Here is an 18,949-nt window from a genome sequence, read left to right as displayed (position 1 = left end):
CGCCGGCCGACTCAGCGTGTCGCGGGGCTGTAGCGCAGGGTCAGGAAGCCGCTGCGCCTGGGCTGGTTGTAGTACCAGACCGTTTCGTACTGGCGGTCGAACACGTTGGCGATGCGAGCCTCCAGCTGCCAGCCCGGTGCGAAGTGCCAGCTGGCGCGCAGGTCGGTGGTCGAGTAGCCGCCAAGCGCATGACGGTTGGCCGCATCGTCGAAGGCGCGCCCGGCGCCGTTGACGGTGGCGCCGATGCCCCACTCGCCGATGCGGCGATCCAGATCGATCCGCGCCGTGTGTTCCGGACGCCGCTGCAGCACCCTGCCGTCGTTCACGCCGCCGTCGTCGTTGCGCGGCTGCAGCCAGCTGGCATAACCCTGCAGTTGCCAGCCACCGAGGTTCACGCCCAGCTGACCCTCGACACCGCGGATGCGCGCCCTGCTGACGTTCATCGGGAAGTAGTTGCTGTCCAGCGCGATCAACTGGTCGATGCGGGTCTGGTACGCGTTCACCGCCCAGTTCCACGAGTCCAGCTGCCGGCTCAGGCCCAGCTCGGCGCTGCGCGACTTCTCCGGCTTCAGGTCCGGGTTGCCGCTGCCGTAGGGGTAATACAGGTCGTTGAAGGTCGGCGCGTGGAACGCGCTGCCATAGCTGGCCGACAGCTTCAGCCCGCCATCGAAGCGATAGCCCCAGGCCGCCGCGCCGGTGTCGTGGTCGCCGTACTGGCTGTTGTGGTCGCGCCGCGCGGACAGCTGCACTTCGTTGCGGCCGAACGTGCCCTGGTACTGCACAAAACTGCCGGTGTCGTGACGGCGGGTGGCCAGGAAGCCGGTGTCGCTCTCGATCTTCTCGCCCTGCCAGTCCACGCCCAGCGTCAGCAGCTGGTTGTCGGCGAGGCTGACGTCGTTCTGCCACGAGGCCTGGTTGCGCTTCGACCAGATGTAGCCGACGAAGCTCTCGTTCTCGTAGTTGTCGTAGCGGTCGATGTTCTGGCCCGCGCTCAAGGTGGTCTTCCACGCCTGCAGCGGATTGAAGCTGAAGGCGGCACCGGCGGTCTGCTGCACGGTGCGGCTGCGGTTCTGGTAGCTGCCGTCGAAGTGGATCTCGCCCAGGCTGCGCAGCCAGCTGCCGCGCAGTTCGGCGCCGTTGTCCCAGCGGTAGCCGCCATTGGCCACCAAGTTCTCGTTGCGATAGGGATCGTTGTCGGGCTCGTCGGTGTAGCAGCCGGCGAACACGGTGCCGGCGCCGACCCGGCAGGAATTGATGCCGCGGGTGTGCTGCGCGCCCACCGCGAGGTTGTACCAGGCATGCTCGCTGCCGCCGGACAGGCCGAACTGGCCACGCAGCAGGTTCTGGCTGCCGGTGGTCAGGCTGAACGAGGGCCGCAGGGCACCGTCCTGTGAGCCGCGCCGGGTGAAGATCTGGATCACGCCGCCGATCGCGTCGGCGCCGTACAGGCTGGAACGCGGGCCACGCACCACTTCGATCCGCTCGATCTGTTCCACCGGAATCTGCTCGAACGCGGCCAGACCGCTGCTAATTCCGCCGATCCGCACGCCGTCGATCAGCACCAGGCTGTGCGCCGAATTGGTGCCGCGCAGGAACAGTGAGGTCTGCTGGCCATAGCCGCCGACGTTGGCGAAGCTCACCCCGGGCAGGCCGGTCAACAGGTCCGCCAGCGACAGCGGCTGCAGCCGCTCGATGTCGGCGCGGGTGATCACGCTGACCGACGACAGCGCGTCGTCCACGGTGATCGCGGTGCGCGTGGCGGTGACCACCACGGCGCCCGGATGGGCCGCTTCGCTCTGGTCGGCGGCGTGCGCCGCCAGGGTGCAGCCAAGCAGCGCCGCTGCCAGCAAGGTCTTCTTCATGTCGGTTCGTTTCCTCAAGGCGACGCACCCGCGCGCCGCCATCAATGTCATGGGCCGGGAGCGCGCAGGAGGAAGACGGAACGACGGGCAGGCAGGAACGACCGACACGTGGTTCGGCCTCGCCCACCGCGAGCCACCAGGAATCGTTCGGGCCGGTCTCCGGGCTGGCGAGCGGCATGCCGTGATGCGCATGCCCCGAACGACGCCTTCCCGTGCCTTGCACAGTGGCATTCGCCGCTCGTGGATCTCGCTTACCGTTGCGGGGGCAGCGCCGGCCTTGCAGTGTGATCGCACACCACGCACCGGCTTCCCGTTTCATCCCTTGGCTTGTACGCCGGCGGGACACCAGAACCGCGCAACTTTAGCGCCGGCGCCGGGTTGCCGCAATCGAACCGTGGCGGCGTGGAGATCCATCTGTGGGAGCTGGGAGTCCCGCCATTAATGCTCAAGTCAGCTTTCGCGAGAAATTGTCGGTATTGATCCAATAATCGAAAAATCTTGCGATTAATGCGAAAAAATATCGCAAATTTTTACTGGCAGATAATATTTATTGAACATTTTGTTGACGTCGACATTTGTGTGGATTTACCTTCGGGCAGAAGGTTGCTGGACGTCGCAGGATACGGGGCTGATGCCCGGCTATCTGCCTGAACGACCGGAACATTCGTTGATCGCCACTCTGCCTTCAACCGGCCCGCAACCAGTTTGCAGTTCAATCATTTGACTGATTTACGTCACTCGGCTTTCGAGCCTTTCATCCGGGGAGATTCATTACCAATGAGCAACCAGAATAAAAACCGCAATCCGGGCTGGCGCCATACCGCGCTGGCGCTGGCCTTGAGCATGAGCCTTGGCGGTGTCGCCATGGCCCAGTCCACCACCGGCTCGATCTTCGGCCAGGCACCGGCCGCCGCTGGCGAAACCGTCGTTGCCACCAACACCTCCGGCCTGACCCGCGAAGTTGCCGTCGACAGTTCCGGTCGCTTCCAGATCAGCAACGTGCCGGTGGGTGTCTACACGGTCTCGCTCAAGAAGGACGGAGCCGTCGTCGATTCCCGCAAGGTCTCCCTGGCACCCGGCGCCGGCAGCACGGTCACGTTCAATACCGAAACGACCTCGCTCGGTGCGGTTACCGTGCAGGCCAATGCCTTGCCGGCCATCGACGTCTCCAGCGTCAACTCCAGCACCGTGATCACCGCCGCGGACCTGCGTAGGCTGCCAGTGACGCACAGCGCCGAATCCATCGCGCTGCTGGCCCCGGGCACCGTCAGCGGCAGCAGCTACTTTGCCAATGCGGTTGCCTTCGGCGGATCGAGCGTGTCCGAGAACGCGTACTACGTGAACGGTTACAACACCGGCGAACCGTACCGCAACATCGGCGGCTTCCAGCTGCCCTACGGCGCGATCGACCAGCAGGAAACGCTGACCGGTGGTTACAGCGCCAAGTACGGCCGCTCCGACGGCGGCGTGATCAACCAGCTCGGCAAGCGTGGCACCAACGAATGGCACTTTGGCGCCCAGGTCTCCTGGCAGCCGAAGTACCTCGAAGGCACCCCGAAGAACAACCGTTACGGCAATCCGTCCATTCCTGCGTCGGTAGCCAATCCCAACAGCATCGACGGCCTCACCCACTACCAGCTGGCGGATGACACCAAGCCCGGCACGTTGCACCAGTACCGCAACGACAACACCGAGTGGGAGACGGTCTACTCGGCTTATCTTGGCGGCCCGCTGATCAAGGACAAGCTGTTCATGTTCCTGGCCGCGGAAACCACCAAGACCAAGTCCACCAACGTGCAGGACGTGGACACCGCCAAGGTCCAGTACAACCAGGACCGCAACACCAAGATCTACGCCAAGCTGGACTGGAACATCACCGACAGCAACGTGCTCGAACTGACGGCATTGAACAACCGTAAGAGCACCGGTATGGGTTCGACCTACAACTACGACTACGACACGCTGCAGGCGACGGATTTCTCCTCCGCCAACGACGTGACCAAGGACAACGCCCAGTTCTACATCGGTCACTTCACCAGCTACATCACCGACAACGCCACGCTGAGCGTCCTGTACGGCAAGGCGGACTTCGATAACCCGACCATCTACGGCAACACCAGCCCGCTGCCGTTCATCTCGCAGGCAACCAACCAGAATCCGGCTTACTGGGTGGGTGGCTCGCCGATCCGCAACAACCAGACCAACACCAGCTGGGACTCGTCGAATGCCTCAAACTCGACCCGCGGCCTGCGCGTCGACTTCGACTACCGCCTGGGTGACCACGACCTGGCCGTTGGTATCGACAACATCAAGAACGCCGCCCAGAACCAGGGTCCGTCGCAGGTCAATCCGAACAACCCGGCGCTGAACTACTACTGGCGTTACTACGCCGACGGCACCGTCCGTGCGCGCGAAATCGGCTGGCAGACCAGCATGACTATGTCGCAGAAGGCCTACTACCTGCAGGACGCCTGGCAGGTATCGTCCAACGTGCTGCTGAACATCGGCCTGCGCAACGACCACTTCACCAACTACAACAATGTCGGCAAGGCGTTCGTCGACGAGAAGAACCAGTGGGAGCCCCGCATCGGCGCAAGCTGGGACGTGAATGGCGACTCGACGTTCAAGATCTACGGCAACGTGGGTCGCTACTATCTCGCCCTGCCGGACAACGCGGCCGAGCGCGCCGCGAACGTTTCGACCTTCCTCACCACCCACTACAGCTACACCGGCATCGACCCGGCCACGGGTGTCCCGACCGGTCTCCAGGTGCTCGACCCGACCACCTCGCCCGATGGCGAGTACGGTCTGCCGAAGGATCCGGAGCAGGTCACCGCGCGCAACCTGAAGCCGGAGTACCTGGACGAGTTCATCGTGGGCTTCGACAAGCAGCTCAACGAGAGCTGGAACTACGGCGCCAAGGCCATGTGGCGTGACCTCAAGACCGCGATCGACGACGAGTGCTCGCCGAGCCAGATCGCTGCCAAGATGGCGTCCAATGGCCTGAACCCGGATGACTACTCCGATTCGCTGTACGGTCCGGCCTACTGCCGCCTGATCAACCCCGGTCTGACCAACGACATGCTGATCCGGGCAAACGCCGGCAGCGGCGCCAGCGACACGATCGTGTCGATGAGCACGAAGGACTGGGGCTACAGCCAGGGCGTCAAGCGCAAGGTCGGCTCGCTGAACCTGTACATGGAGCATCCGTTCGACGGCAAGTGGCAGGCGCGCATCGACTACACCTACAGCCGCGGCTTCGGCAACACCGAAGGTCAGGTGCGTTCGGACTTCGGCCAGGGTGACGTTTCCAAGACGGAAGACTGGGATTCCTGGCAGCTCATGGATGGCCAGAACGGTTCGCTGGCCAACACGCGCAAGCACCAGTTCCGCATCCGCGGCAACTACCAGATCACGCCAGAGTGGCTGGTTTCGGCGACCCTGTTGGCGCAGTCCGGCATCGGCAAGTCCTGCCTTGGCTACTACGGCGCGGATGGCGTGGGCGATCCGAGCGGCTACAACGCCGGCGGCAGCGGCAACTACCACTGGTGCGGTGGTACCCGCGTATCGCCGGGCGATCCGGGACATACCCCGTGGACCAAGCCGCTCAACCTGGGCATCCACTACATGCCGGAGTTCGCCCAGCACAAGCTGGCGTTCAACCTGGATGTCTTCAACGTGTTCAACGAGCAGAAGGCCACCCAGACGGATCCGATCGGCGAATCGGCCTATAACGGCGGTGTGGATGCGAATGGCGATCCGGCGGCCGATACCGTCTACGTCAACAACAGCTACGGCGACGCCGTGTTCTACGAGGCACCGCGCACGGTGCGTCTGTCGGTCACCTACGATTACTGATCGCACGGCTTGACTGAAACATGAAAGCCACCGGCTCCGGCCGGTGGCTTTTCCTTGTCCGGCTCCGGAACTTCGGCAAGCCCGTCGTGCCGACCCGGCCACGTCGGCAGAACCCGGCGCTTTCACTGTGACGTACCATGCCCCAATGAATTCGCCCGACGCCTCCACCGCGGAAAGCCACCTGCGCCAGCAGGCCAGGCAGTGCATCGACACGCAGCAATGGGAGGCGGCGCAGGCAACCCTGGAGTCGCTCGCCACGCTGGTACCCGAGGACGCGGGGGTGCTGGTCGAACTGGCCAACGTCGTCTTCCGTCGCGGCCGACTGCGCGAATCGGCCGCTCTGCTGCTGCACGTGGCGCGCCGACTTCCGCGTGATGCCCAGCTGATCATGACCGTGGCACAACGCCTGGTCGCCGTGGGCGAAACTCTCGCAGCGCGCGGTTGCCTCGACCTGCTCGCGCAGGCCCCGGAGCCGCCGCCCGAACTGCTGGTGGCCCAGGCGCACTTGCGCTTCAGCCTCGGCGAGATCGCTCCGGCGAAGACCTTGCTGGAACGGGCGCTGGCCGCCGGCGTCGACTCGCCGGGCGAGCTGCACCTCCATGCGATGCTGCTCCAGTTCAGCGGCGACATCGAGCGCGCCTGCACGGTGCTGGAGGAATGCCTGCGACGCTGGCCGAATTTCGGCGATGCGGCGATGGTGCTGGTCAATCTGCGCAAGCAGACACCGCATGCCAACCGGCTGGATGCCGTGCAGGAACAATTGCGCCAGCTGCCCGTGCAGGACCGGGATCCCGGCGCCAGGTTTGTCCGCGCGGAATTCGAGTACGCGCAATTCAAGATCCTCGACGATCTCGAACGCCAGCAGGAGGCATGGGACTGCCTGGCGCGTTGCAACGCCATCATGCACGAGCTCAACCCGTACAACGCCGAGGGCGAAGCTGCGGTCACCGAGGCATTGATCCGGATGCCGGCACTCGGCGACGCCACCGCGGCGACATCGTCGCCCGCATTCGAGGGCCCCACGCCGATCTTCATCGTCGGCATGCCGCGCTCGGGCACCACCTTGCTGGACCGCATGCTGTCCAGCCATTCGCAGGTCGCCTCCGCCGGCGAGATCATCGACTTCTGGCGCCAGTTGCACTGGATGGCGGACGTGCCGCCGGCCAAGGCGCAAGGTCAGCTGAAGGTGATCCAGCGCAGTGCGGATATCGACTACGCCGAACTGGGCGCACGCTACCTCCGACAGACGCAGTGGCGCGCCCACGGTCGCGCCTGCTACATCGACAAGCTGCCCGCCAACATCCAGATGGTCGCGTTCATCCGCAAGGCCCTGCCGCACGCGCCGATCCTGCACATGGTGCGCGACCCGATCGACACCTGCTTCTCGAACTTCAAGGCCATGTTCGGCAATGTTTCCCCCTACAGTTACGACCTCCAGGCACTGGCGCATTACTACCGCCAGTACGCACGTCTGAGCCGACATTGGCACGACCATCTTCCCGGCGCCATGCTCGATGTTTCCTACTCCACGCTGGTGCGCGACCCGCAGCACACGCTGCGCCAGGTACTCGAGCACTGCGGGTTGGCGCTGGAAGCAAGCTGCCTGCGTCCCGAACTCAATGCCTCACCGGTCGCCACGCCGAGCAGCGCCCAGGTGCGCGAGTCGATCCATACCCGCGGGGTGGGTCAGTGGCGTCACTATGCGAAGCAGCTGGAGCCCTTGCGCCGGGCGATCGCCGAAGACGACTCCGCCACGGCCTGGTCATCGCCCGCGCGGTAACGACGACGGCAACATCATCAGGAAGCCACGCCGCCGACCCAGCCTTGCTGCACGCGGCACTCGTCGTCGAGCACGACCAGGTCGGCGCGATGGCCCGCTGCGATGCGGCCGTGGCTTTCGCCGAGGCCGAGGAAATCCGCCGGATAGGTGCTGGCCATGCGCGCCGCCTCGTCCAGCGGCAGGCCGAGCAGGTGCACCGCGTTGCGCACGGCCGTGGCCATGTCCAGCGCGGAGCCGGCCAGTACGCCCTGGGCGGTCTGGCAGATGCCGTCCTTCACGATGATGGTTTCGCCGTTGAGCATGTATTCCGGGCTATCGGAGCCCACCGGCGGCATCGCGTCGGTGACCAGCAGCATCCTGCCGCGCCGCTTGGCGGCGATCGCCACGCGCAGGCTGGCCGGGTGCACGTGGTGGCCGTCGACGATGATGCCGCACCAGCTGTCCGCGTCATCCAGCGCCGCGCCGACCACGCCGGGCTCGCGGCTGCCGAACGGGGTCATCGCGTTGAACAGGTGGGTGAAGCCGCGCACGCCCGCATCCAGCGCGGCGCGGGTGGTGGCGTAGTCGGCGGCGGTGTGCCCGGCGCAGACCACCAGGCCGGCGTCGACCAGGGCGCCGATGCTGGCCAGCGGCACCTGGTCGGGCGCCAGCGTGATCAGCCGCACGCCCCGATGCGGCGCGCACAGCAGCGCCATCTCGTCACTGTCGGGCGCGTGGAAATACTTCGCGTCGTGCACGCCCTTGCGCGCCGGCGCCAGGTACGGGCCTTCCAGGTGGATGCCCAGCACGCCGGGCACGCCTTCGGCCAGCGCCTGCTCCACCGCCACCAGCGCTTCGCGCATCACCTCGACGCGATCGCTGATCAGCGTGGGCAGGAAGCCGGTGGTGCCGAACCGGCGATGCGCCGCGCCGATCCGGCGCAGGGTTTCCACCGTGGGCGCCTCGTTGAACAGCACGCCACCGCCGCCATTGACCTGCACGTCGATGAAACCCGGCAGCAGCGTCGCACCGTCAAGATCGTGCTGCTGCGCCTCGCGCACGCGGGGATCGGCGGGCGGCAGCAGGTCGACGATGCGTTCGCCATCGAGCAGCACGGCAAGATCGTCGCGCCAGCCGTCGGGGGTGAGTACGTGGGCGTTGGTGAGGGCGATGGGCATGGGCATGGGCGAGGAGTGAGTGGGAGGACTGAGGAGTGAGTGAGAGAGCAAAGCCAGAGCAAGGGTCGGAGCGGAGCCAAGGCACTCATTCGGCCTCGCCACTGCTTTCTCTCTCCTCACTCCTCCCCACTCACTCCTGGCTCCTAGACCGTCTCGGTGACCTTGTTGAGGTGCGGCGGCACGTCGGGATTGAAGCCGCGGCGCAGCGACAGTTCACTGGCCGCCCGATAGAAGCTCTGGATGATCAATAACGGCGTGAGCATGGCCGGCAGGCCCGTCGCCACCGGCAGCATCCCCGCGCCGTGCAGGCCCGGCGCGGCCACCAGCACCTGGGCGCCGCGGCCACGAAACTCGCGCGCCACGGCCAGCGTGCTGTCCAGCGTGTCGTCGTCCTGGGCGAAACACAGCACCGGGAAGTCGGGGCCGACCAGGGCCATCGGCCCGTGCTTCACCTCGGCCGCGCTGAACGCCTCGGCGTGCAGGCCGCAGGTTTCCTTGAACTTCAGCGCCGCCTCCAGCGCGATGCCCAGGCCGTAGCCGCGGCCCACCACGAACAGGTTGTGGGCACCGGCGAGCGCGTCGCACAACGGCGACCAGTCCGCGCTCCAGTTGTCGCGCAAGGCCTGCGGCAACCGCTGCAGTGCGTCGCCGAGTTCCGCGTCGTCCAGCCAGCGCGCGCACAGGTGCAGCACGGCGGCCAGCGCGGCGATGTAGCTCTTGGTCGCGGCCACGCTGCGCTCGGGTCCTGCATGCAGCGGGATCACCGTGTCGGCCAGCGCCGCCAGCGGCGAATCCTCGACATTGACCAGCGCCACCACGCGCGCGCCGGCCCGTTTCGCGGCCTCGGCGTTGCGCAGCAGGTCCGGACTCTTGCCCGACTGCGAGATGGCCAGGAACAACGCGCCCTGCCACTGCTGCTCGGCCGCGTACACCGAGGTGACCGACGGCGACGCCGAGGCGGTGGCGATGCCCAGCCGCGTCTCGAACACGTACTTGGCATAAGCCGCGGCATGATCGGAACTGCCGCGCGCGCAGGTGACGATGAAGCGCGGCGGCTCGGCACGCAGCGCGGCGGCCAGCGCGGCGACCACCGCCTCGTTCGCGGCGAACTGGCGCGCGACCACGTCGGCCGATTCGTGGGCTTCGGAGTACATCAAGGTGTCGCGGGCGGCCATGGGCGTCCTTCAGTCGGTCTGCAGTTCGGCGACGAAGTCGTAGATGTCGCCGCGATACCAGGAACAGGTGAACTCGACCACGCGGCCGTCGTCCAGAAAACTGCGCCGTTCGATGCTGAGGCCGGCGCTGCCCACGCTGACGTGCAGCAGCCGCGCCTGTTGCGCATTCAGCGAGACCGCGCGCAAGCGCTGCAGCGCGCGGCGCGGGCGCGCGTCGAGTTTCTCCAGCGCCTCGTACAGCGAGTCGTGCACCAGCAGCGGATCGGGCAGCACGCTGGCCGGCACCACGCTGCGCTCGATCGCCAGCGGCTCGTCCTGGCCGTAGCGCACGCGATGCAGGCGCACCACCAGCGAACCGGGCGACAGGTTCATCGCCATCGCCTCTTCCGGCGTCACCTCGCCGATGCCGCGCTCGAAGAACTCCGAGCGCGGACGCAGGCCGCGTTCGCGCAGGTCCTCGGTGAAGCTGGTCAGTCGCGACATCGGCTTGACGATGCGTTCGGCGATGAAGGTGCCGGCGCCGTGGCGTTGCGTGAGCAGGCCTTCCTCGACCAGGCCGGCGATCGCCTTGCGCACGGTCACCCGCGACAGCTTCAGCACCTGCGACAGGTCGCGCTCGCTGGGCAGCGCCTGGCCCGGCTCGATGTCGCGGTGCTCGACGATGTTGCGGATCGCCCGGCGCAGGCGCAGGTAGGCCAGCGGCTGGTGCGTGGCCGGATCCTGGCAGATCCGGCGATATTCGTTGGCCAAGGCGATTTCCATCCGGTAAAGATACCAATGGCAAACCACTGACCGCAAGGCCGGGCCGGCAACCGGTCGTTTCAGATGCAACCGATCGCGCCGCACCGGCCTGCCTGCCGGATCAAATGAATTCGTATGCAGCCCCGTAGTCGTTCTGGTATTTCACTGGTACTATCGACCCTCCTTCGGGCAAGACGCGCCATTCGGCCTTGCCCGCCAGCCGGCATCGTTCGAGGTGACTGCGTGACTGCTTCTACCCAATCGGTTGATCCGTTCGACCTGGTGATCTTCGGCGGCACCGGCGACCTCGCCCTGCGCAAGCTGCTGCCCGCACTTTTCCACCGCTTCCTCGATGGCCAGATCCCCGGCAGCAGCCGCATCGTCGGCGTCGCCCGCGAGACGCTGGACGACGCGGGCTACCGCGCCCAGCTGCGCGAGGCGCTGATCGGCATCTGCGATGCGCGCCAGCTCGACGTATTCCTGCAGCAGGTGTTCTACCGCCCGCTGGATGCGCGCAAGGACGAGGGCTGGGACGACTTCGCCGCCTTCATCGGCAGCGAACCGGAACATGTCAGGGTTTTCTACCTGTCGACCTCGCCCGAGCTTTTTGTCGACATCTGCACCCGGCTCGGCCACTACAAGCTCAACGAAGGCGCCTCGCGGGTGGTGCTGGAAAAGCCGATCGGCCGCGACCTGGCCAGCGCGAACCAGATCAACGACGCGGTCGGCAAGGTGTTCAGCGAATCGCAGACCTTCCGCATCGACCACTACCTGGGCAAGGAGACCGTGCAGAACCTGCTGGTGCTGCGCTTCGGCAACGCGCTGTTCGAGCCGCTGTGGAACGCCGGGCACATCGACCACGTGCAGATCACCGTGGCCGAAACGCTGGGCGTGGGCCACCGCGGTTCCTACTACGACCGCGCCGGCGCGCTGCGCGACATGGTGCAGAACCACATGCTGCAGCTGCTGTGCATGGTCGCGATGGAACCGCCCTCGTCGCTGGCGCCCGATGCGGTGCGCGACGAGAAGCTGAAAGTGCTGCATTCGCTGAAACCCATCGACGAAAGCAACGTCAGCCAGCTCACCGTGCGCGGCCAGTACCGCGCCGGCGTGGCCGACGGCGCCAGCGTGCCGGGCTATCCGGAGGAGCTGGGCAACAACAAGTCCAACACCGAGACCTTCGTGGCGCTGAAGGCGGAGATCGCCAACTGGCGCTGGGCCGGCGTGCCGTTCTACCTGCGCACCGGCAAGCGCCTGCCCAGTCGGGTGTCGGAAATCGCGGTGACCTTCAAGCCGGTGCCGCATTCGATCTTCGGCGGCGACGCCGGCACGCTGGCGCAGAACCGGCTGGTGCTGCGGCTGCAGCCGGACGAAGGCGTGAAGCTGTGGCTGACCATCAAGCACCCCGGGCCCGGTGGCCTGCGCCTGCGCCATGTGCCGCTGGACATGAGCTTCGCCGAGGCCTTCGGCGTGCAGCAGCCGGACGCGTACGAACGCCTACTGCTGGACGTGGTGCGCGGCAACCCGACCCTGTTCATGCGCCGCGACGAAGTGGAAGCGGCCTGGCACTGGGCCGGTCCGATCCTGGCCGCCTGGGCCGACAGCGGCGAGCCGCCGCGGCCGTATACCGCGGGCAGCTGGGGGCCGAGCGCCGCGGTGGCGCTGATCGAACGCGACGGCCGAACCTGGAACGAAGACGGTGAGTAAGTCGTCCTCGCGCCGCACGATTCACCCCGCCATGCCGACGCGTGACACAGACTGCAGCCTCCTTCCCGACGCGAAGCGCGCCGGCAGCCGCTGACTGCCCACGGCGCCACCATTCCTCATGACTCCATCACTCAACGTCACCACCCACAGCTTCACCGACTGCCGCGCCCAGGCCACCGCGCTGGCCGAACGCATCGCCGAGCGCCTGCGCGCGGGGCTGGCCGAACGCGGCCACGCCGTGCTGGCGGTATCGGGCGGCAGCACGCCGAAGCAGTTGTTCGAACAGCTGTCACGCGAGCAGCTCGACTGGAGCCAGGTGCAGGTCACCCTGGTCGACGAGCGCTGGGTGCCCGATACCGACGAACGCTCCAACGCGCGACTGGTGCAGTCGCTGCTGTTGCAGCACGCCGCCGCCGGCGCATCCTTCGTTCCGCTGTACACCGGCGATGCCAGCCCCGAAGCGGGACTGGCCACCGCCAGCGCACGGATCGGGGCGCTGCCGCTGCCGTTCGACGCCGTGGTGTTGGGCATGGGCGACGACGGTCACACCGCCTCGTTCTTCCCCGGCGGCGACCACCTGGCCGAGGCGCTCGATCCCGATGGATCGGCGCCGGTGCTGCCGATGCATGCCGCAGGTGCGGGCGAGCCACGCATCACGCTGACCCTGCCGACCCTGCTGCAGACACGGGCGCTGTACCTGCTGGTGACCGGCGAGAAGAAGCGCGACCTGCTGGCCGACGCACGCCTCGGCATCGGCGCGGCGCGGGACTATCCGGTGCGCGCGGTGCTGACCCAGCAGCGCGTATCGGTGGCGGTGTACTGGTGCCCTTGATGGCGAGAAGTGAGTGGAGAGGAGTGAGAAAAGAGAGAGAGCCGGAGCCAGAGCTCCTGTCCCATGCCTTGGCACTGCTTTCTCTCACTTCTCACTCCTCGTCTCTCGTTTCTCGCTCCTCCCCACTCACTTCCGGATTTGAATCATGACCACGCTGCACCCCGTCGTCGCCGAAGTCACCGAACGCCTGCGTGAGCGCAGTCGCGAGACGCGCGCGGCGTATCTGAAGCGCATCGACGCGATCGACCGCAGCGGGCCACAGCGCGAGCACCTGTCCTGCGGCAACCTCGCACATGGCTTCGCCGCCTGCGGCACGGACGACAAGGCCGCGCTGCGCAGCGGCCGGCGCGCCAACCTCGCGATCGTCACCGCGTACAACGACATGCTCTCGGCGCACCAGCCGTACGAGCGCTATCCCGCGCTGATCCGACAGATCGCCCGCGACGCCGGCTTCACCGCCCAGGTCGCCGGCGGCGTGCCGGCGATGTGCGACGGCATCACCCAGGGCCAGCCCGGCATGCAGCTGTCGCTGTTCTCGCGCGACGTGGTGGCGCTGGCCACCGCGGTGGCGCTGTCGCACGACATGTTCGACGGCGCGCTGTTCCTCGGCATCTGCGACAAGATCGTGCCGGGCCTGCTGATCGGCGCGCTCTCCTTCGGCCACCTGGCCGGCGCCTTCGTGCCGTCGGGGCCGATGCCCAGCGGCATCCCGAACGAGCAGAAATCGAAGGTGCGCCAGGCCTATGCCGACGGCAAGGCGAGCAAGGCCGAGCTGCTCGAAGCCGAAGCCGCCTCGTACCACACCGCCGGCACCTGCACCTTCTACGGCACCGCCAACTCCAACCAGATGCTGATGGAGATCATGGGCCTGCACCTGCCCGGCGCCAGCTTCACCGCACCGGACACGCCGCTGCGCGACGCGCTCACCGCCGAGATCGTGCGCCGCGTCGCCGCGCACAGTGCATTGGGTGACGCCTTCCTGCCGCTGGGCCACATCGTCGACGAGCGCGCGATCATCAACGGCGTGATCGGCCTGCACGCCACCGGCGGCTCGACCAATCATCTGCTGCATCTGGTGGCGATCGCGCACGCGGCCGGCATCCAGTTGCGCTGGGACGATTTCGACGCGCTGTCCGGCGTGGTCCCGCTGCTGGCGCGCGTCTACCCGAACGGCTACGCCGACGTGAACCAGTTCCACGACGCCGGCGGCATGGCCTTCCTGATTGACCAGCTGCTTGGCGCCGGCCTGCTGCACGCCGACGTGCAGACCATCTTCGGCACCGGCCTGGACGGCTACGCGCAGGTGCCGCAACTCGACGAGGCCGGCGCGCTGCACTGGGAGCCGGTCGACAAGCAGAGCGGCAACCGCGGCGTGCTGCGCGGCATCGACGAACCGTTCCGCGCCGACGGCGGCCTGCGCATGCTCGAAGGCAACCTCGGCCGCGCGGTGATCAAGGTGTCCTCGGTGCCGGACGACCGCCTGCTGATCGAGGCGCCGGCGATCGTGTTCGACGACCAGGACGACGTGGCCGGCGCCTTCAAGCGCGGCGAACTCAACCGCGACTTCGTGGCGGTGGTGCGCTTCCAGGGCCCGCGCGCGAACGGCATGCCCGAACTGCACAAGCTCACCCCCACGCTGGCCCTGCTGCAGGACCGCGGCCACCGCATCGCCCTGCTCACCGACGGCCGCATGTCCGGCGCCTCCGGCCGCGTGCCGGCGGCGATCCACGTCACCCCCGAGGCGGTGGCCGGCGGCAACATCGCGAAGATCCGCGACGGCGACATGATCCGGTTGGACGCGGCGAATGGACGTCTGGACGTCCTGATGGAAGCGCACGAACTGGACGCCCGCCTGCCGCACGTGGCCGACCTGTCGCGCGAACACAGCGGCATGGGCCGCGAACTGTTCGGCCTGTTCCGCCAGGCCGCCGCCAACGCCGACCTCGGCGCCGGCGTGCTGTGAACCTTTGCCCCCTCCCCTGCGAAGCAGGGGAGGGTTGGGGTGGGGTCATTCTTGATCTTCCCCGCCACCTCGGACAACCCCCTCCCGACCTCCCCCTGCGCGCAGGGGGAGGAGCCAAGACAACCGGAGCTTTCCGTGACCACCTCCATCGAACAAAAGCAGCAGCAAGTCGAATCCCTGATGCGGCTGGCGCCGGTGATCCCGGTGGTGATCATCGACGACGCCCGCCACGCCGTGCCGATGGCGCGCGCGCTGGTCGCCGGCGGCATCCCCACCATCGAGGTCACCTTGCGCACGCCCGCTGCACTGGACGCGATCCGCGCGATCGCCGCCGAGGTGGAAGGCGCGGTGGTCGGTTGCGGCACCGCGCTGACCGCGCGTGACCTGCAGGCCGCGCTGCAGGCTGGCGCCCGCTTCGCCGTGTCGCCGGGCACCTCGCCGCGGCTGCTCGACGCGGCCGACGACAGCGAGCTGCCGCTGCTGCCGGGCGTGGCCACCGCCAGCGAGGCGATGGCCCTGCTCGAGCGCGGTTATCGCCACCTGAAATTCTTCCCCGCGGTGCCGGCCGGCGGCCATAAGCTGCTCGGCGCCTGGGCCAGCCCGCTGCCGCAGATCCGCTTCTGCCCCACCGGCGGCATCAGCCTGGCCAGCGCGCCGGAGTTCCTGCGCCTGCCCAACGTGCTCTGCGTCGGCGGCTCCTGGCTCACCCCGGCGGACAAGCTCGCCACGGGCGACTGGTCCGGGATCGAGCAACTGGCCCGCGAGGCCGCCGCGCTGTCCTGAGCGCCCGCCCCGGGCGCCGAACCGGTTAAGGTGGATCGCACTCGGCGCGGCCCACGCGCACCTGTTCGACCAGGACTTCATCGCGTGAATCTCGGACCACTCGCTCTTTCCTCCGGCCTGCTGGCCTTGCTGTTCGGCGTGATCGCCGCGCTGGCCACGGCCGGCTTCCTGCATCGGCGTGGCTACGCCGACACCGGCAACCCGCTGTTCCTGATCCTCGGCCTTGGCCTGCTCGGCGCGCGGCTGGCCTATGTGGCCGGCTGGTGGCCGCAGTACGCGCAGCAACCGCTGAGCATTTTGAACATCCGCGATCACGGCTTCGATCCGCTCGCGGGCACGCTGGGCGTGATCGTGGCCGCGCTGCTGGTCGGCTGGCGCCGGCCATCGCTGCGGCGTCCGCTGGCCGCCAGCGTGGTCATCGGTATCGCGGCCACGGGCTTCGCCGGCCTGCTCGCCTACAAGCTCACCGCGCAGGCGCAGGCGCCGCTGCCTGCGCTGCAACTCGGCGATCTCGACGGGCGCGCGGCGGATGTCGAAAGCCTGCGCGGCCAGCCCACGGTGATCAACTTGTGGGCCACCTGGTGCGGCCCCTGCCGCCGCGAGATGCCGGTGCTGGCCGAGGCGCAACGCACGATGCCGCAGGTGCGTTTCGTGTTTGCCGACCAGGGCGAGTCCGCGGCCACGGTGAGGCAGTTCCTGCAGGCGCAGCAACTGACGCTGCAACACGTGCTGACTGACGAGAACCTGCAGCTGTCGAACTACTACAACGTGCGCGGCTATCCGACCACCTTGTTCATCGATGCCCGCGGCCGGCTGCGCGACACGCACATGGGCGAACTGTCGCGGGCGACCCTGGCCGATCGCCTGCAACGCATCGAGGCGGATATGCCGCCGTCCCCCGCGGGACGCTGATGGAACGGTCGCACGCACCGGCGCCCGCCACGCTCGGCCGCATTGCGCTGGCCGGGCTGTTGTTCTTCATCCTGGTTGCCGTGGCGGTGCAACTGCTGCGCGGCGACCTGGACTGGCGGGATGCGCCGCTCAGCTTCTACCTGCTGGATGCGTACGGCCACTGGCTGCAGGCCGCCTACGTCGTGCTGGCCATCGCGCTGTACGCGCTGGGCGCGGGCTATTACCGGGCGCTCGACGCGCGCCAGCGCAGCGCGGCGCCGTGGCTGCTGTTCACCGCTGCCGGCCTCGGCCTGTGCGTGACGGCGCTGGCGCACAGCAACCTGCCCGGCCGTGCGCCCACGCTGGAAGGTTTCGTGCACGGCGTGGCGGCGCAGGCGGCCTTCCTGTGCGTCACCGTGGCCGCGCTGCTGCAGTCGTGGCGGCTGCGCGTCGATCCACGCTGGCGCCGGCGGTTCGCGCCGGCCTTCGGGCTGGCGCTGGCGGGCTTCGCCGCGATCTGGGTGGATGCGCTGTGGCATGGCATGCCGCGCGGGCTGGAGCAGCGGCTGGTGATCGCGCTGATCCTGGCGTGGCTGCTGCTGGCGGCAAGTTGGCTGTGTCGTGATCGGACGGCGGCCGCCCGCGAATTCCCGCTGTAACCCTCAGCCGGCCAACTCGCTTTCCAGTCGCGCCATCACCGCGTCGGTGACGCGGGCGCAGCGCTGGCCCATGAACGGGAAGGCTTCGCCCATGGTGGTGGCCAGCTGATCGTGCAACGCGGCGCGCAACAGGCGCCTGGCGCGATGCAGCCGGGTCTTCACGGTCTCCGGCTTGATCGCCAGCAGGGTCGCGGTTTCCTCCACCGAACACTCTTCCACGTCGCGCATCATGTACACGGTGCGGAACGCCGGCGGCAGTGCGTCGATGGCGTGTTCGAGCAGGTGGCGGATCTGCGCGCGGGCGGCGGACACGGCCGGGTCCTCGCTGCCGAACTTCGACGGAAACTGGATGATCTGGTGGCTGTCGTCGGGCGCCGCGTCGACCTGCTCCAGGCCCACCATGGTGTGGCGCTTGCGCAGCCGGCCGCGTGCCTCGTTCAGCACGATGCTGGTCAGCCAGGTCAGCAGGGTCGAGTCGCCGCGGAACGAATCCAGCTTGTGATAGGCACGCATATACGATTCCTGCAGCACGTCTTCCGCTTCCGAGTCTTCGCCGAGCACGGCGCGCGCCACGCGGAACAGCCGCTGGTTGCAGCGCTGCATGATGTGGCGGAACGCCTCGCGATGGCCGGCGCGGACCTGCGCCACCAGCGCATGGTCGTCCAGCGCGGCGTAATCAATGGATGCGAGATGGGCATGGGCTGACATGGTTTTCTCCTTTTACACCGATCCGATGCGGCAGGGCGCTCCGGGGTTCCCGTTCAGCCGGCCAGCGCCGCCAGGATTTCCCGCCGCCGCGGCTCCCGGGCGAATTCGCCGAGCAGGCGCCGGGTCTGCATCGACACCCCGTGCGCGCGCACCCCGCGCGATGACAGGCAGGCGTGGCTGGCCTCGACGATCACCGCCACGCCCCGCGGCTGCAGTACCCGGGCCAGGGTATCGGCGATCTCCGCGGTCAGCCGCTCCTGGATCTGCAGACGGCGACCCAGCGCCTCGACCAGCCGCGCCAGCTTGGAAATACCCACCACGCGCCGACTCGGCAGGTAGGCGATGTGCACCACGCCGGTGATCGCCGCCATGTGATGCTCGCAGGTCGACTGCAGCGGAATGTCACGCAGGATCACCACCTCGTCATAACCACCGACCTCGCCGAAGGTGCGGCTGAGCAGTTCGGCCGGATCCTGCCGGTAGCCGGCGAACCATTCCTCGTACGCCCGCACCACGCGGGCGGGCGTGGCCAGCAGGCCTTCGCGGGCGGGGTCGTCGCCGGCCCAGCGGATCAGCGTGCGGACGGCGGCCTCGGCCTCGGCGCGGGTGGGGCACGGGCAATCCGCGATCGGCAACGGCGCAGCGGCGGCGGGCGTGGGGTTCTGATCCAGTTCGAGCATGCAGGCGGTATCGGTGGGATGACAGCTGATCCGATGCAGGCGCCCCGCGCGAGGTTCCCGCGGCGTCCGCCTCGCCGGCCGGAACCTGTGCCCCGCTGCTGCATCTCATGGGCACCGGCAGCAATGCCGGCCCCTTCTTCACGGAGCATTCGT

Annotated in this window: 14 protein-coding genes and 1 riboswitch; of the genes, 8 read left to right on the top strand and 6 right to left on the bottom strand. The window is 67.8% G+C overall.

The window, feature by feature from the left end:
• Nucleotides 1-11: 11 nt before the first annotated feature.
• Complete coding sequence (locus ASD55_RS00995) at nt 12-1,862, bottom strand: TonB-dependent receptor (RefSeq protein WP_056763083.1); 1,851 nt, start codon at nt 1,860-1,862, stop codon at nt 12-14.
• A gap of 132 nt (nt 1,863-1,994) precedes the next feature.
• Nucleotides 1,995-2,227: riboswitch (cobalamin riboswitch) on the bottom strand.
• A 412-nt stretch (nt 2,228-2,639) separates the two neighbouring features.
• On the opposite strand from ASD55_RS00995, the gene ASD55_RS00990 reads away from it, so the two are divergent.
• Nucleotides 2,640-5,720: a TonB-dependent receptor gene (locus ASD55_RS00990; RefSeq protein WP_056714781.1), complete on the top strand. Its 3,081-nt coding sequence runs from the start codon at nt 2,640-2,642 to the stop codon at nt 5,718-5,720.
• Nucleotides 5,721-5,865: 145 nt separating this feature from the next.
• Nucleotides 5,866-7,500 (top strand): sulfotransferase, encoded by a 1,635-nt coding sequence (locus tag ASD55_RS00985; protein WP_056763081.1) that lies wholly within the window; start codon nt 5,866-5,868, stop codon nt 7,498-7,500.
• 17 nt (nt 7,501-7,517) lie between these two features.
• Here ASD55_RS00985 and nagA read toward each other — a convergent pair whose 3' ends face one another.
• The 3 genes from nagA to ASD55_RS00970 all read right to left on the bottom strand — a co-directional run bounded on the left by nagA (nt 7,518) and on the right by ASD55_RS00970 (nt 10,594).
• Nucleotides 7,518-8,657 (bottom strand): N-acetylglucosamine-6-phosphate deacetylase, encoded by a 1,140-nt coding sequence (gene nagA / locus ASD55_RS00980; protein ID WP_056763079.1) that lies wholly within the window; start codon nt 8,655-8,657, stop codon nt 7,518-7,520.
• A gap of 143 nt (nt 8,658-8,800) precedes the next feature.
• A complete protein-coding gene (locus ASD55_RS00975; protein ID WP_056763077.1) occupies nt 8,801-9,832 on the bottom strand; it encodes an SIS domain-containing protein in 1,032 nt (343 codons plus the stop codon).
• Nucleotides 9,833-9,841: 9 nt separating this feature from the next.
• Nucleotides 9,842-10,594: a GntR family transcriptional regulator gene (locus ASD55_RS00970; RefSeq protein WP_007807125.1), complete on the bottom strand. Its 753-nt coding sequence runs from the start codon at nt 10,592-10,594 to the stop codon at nt 9,842-9,844.
• Between the two features lie 222 nt (nt 10,595-10,816).
• Between ASD55_RS00970 and zwf the strand changes: the two genes are divergently transcribed.
• The 6 genes from zwf (at nt 10,817) to ASD55_RS00940 (ending at nt 17,408) form a co-directional block, all read left to right on the top strand.
• A complete protein-coding gene (zwf, locus tag ASD55_RS00965) occupies nt 10,817-12,280 on the top strand; it encodes a glucose-6-phosphate dehydrogenase (protein WP_056714791.1) in 1,464 nt (487 codons plus the stop codon).
• Between the two features lie 118 nt (nt 12,281-12,398).
• Nucleotides 12,399-13,112: a 6-phosphogluconolactonase gene (gene pgl, locus ASD55_RS00960; RefSeq protein WP_056763075.1), complete on the top strand. Its 714-nt coding sequence runs from the start codon at nt 12,399-12,401 to the stop codon at nt 13,110-13,112.
• Nucleotides 13,113-13,257: 145 nt separating this feature from the next.
• Nucleotides 13,258-15,075 carry a phosphogluconate dehydratase gene (edd, locus tag ASD55_RS00955; protein WP_056763073.1) on the top strand — a complete coding sequence of 606 codons (1,818 nt, stop codon included), beginning with the start codon at nt 13,258-13,260 and terminating at the stop codon, nt 15,073-15,075.
• Nucleotides 15,076-15,210: 135 nt separating this feature from the next.
• Nucleotides 15,211-15,858 carry a bifunctional 4-hydroxy-2-oxoglutarate aldolase/2-dehydro-3-deoxy-phosphogluconate aldolase gene (locus ASD55_RS00950; RefSeq protein WP_082542598.1) on the top strand — a complete coding sequence of 216 codons (648 nt, stop codon included), beginning with the start codon at nt 15,211-15,213 and terminating at the stop codon, nt 15,856-15,858.
• An 84-nt stretch (nt 15,859-15,942) separates the two neighbouring features.
• Complete coding sequence (locus ASD55_RS00945) at nt 15,943-16,770, top strand: TlpA disulfide reductase family protein (protein WP_056763071.1); 828 nt, start codon at nt 15,943-15,945, stop codon at nt 16,768-16,770.
• On the top strand, nt 16,770-17,408 hold the full coding sequence (locus ASD55_RS00940) for a DUF998 domain-containing protein (RefSeq protein WP_056763070.1): 639 nt from the start codon (nt 16,770-16,772) through the stop codon (nt 17,406-17,408). Before ASD55_RS00945 ends, ASD55_RS00940 begins: the two co-directional genes overlap by 1 nt.
• Nucleotides 17,409-17,411: 3 nt before the next feature.
• Here the strand turns inward: ASD55_RS00940 and ASD55_RS00935 are convergent, their stop codons facing one another.
• Together ASD55_RS00935 and folE are read right to left on the bottom strand one after the other, a co-directional pair.
• Nucleotides 17,412-18,116: an RNA polymerase sigma factor gene (locus ASD55_RS00935; RefSeq protein WP_056763069.1), complete on the bottom strand. Its 705-nt coding sequence runs from the start codon at nt 18,114-18,116 to the stop codon at nt 17,412-17,414.
• Nucleotides 18,117-18,169: 53 nt separating this feature from the next.
• Entirely contained in the window at nt 18,170-18,796 is a 627-nt protein-coding gene (gene folE, locus ASD55_RS00930; protein ID WP_056763064.1) for a GTP cyclohydrolase I FolE, read from the bottom strand.
• Between the last annotated feature and the right edge of the window lie 153 nt (nt 18,797-18,949).

Source organism: Rhodanobacter sp. Root561 (genome assembly GCF_001427365.1).
In the GTDB taxonomy this organism is placed as follows: domain Bacteria; phylum Pseudomonadota; class Gammaproteobacteria; order Xanthomonadales; family Rhodanobacteraceae; genus Rhodanobacter.
Note: the sequence above shows the minus strand (reverse complement) of the source record. Positions and strands in the feature narration are given on the sequence as shown.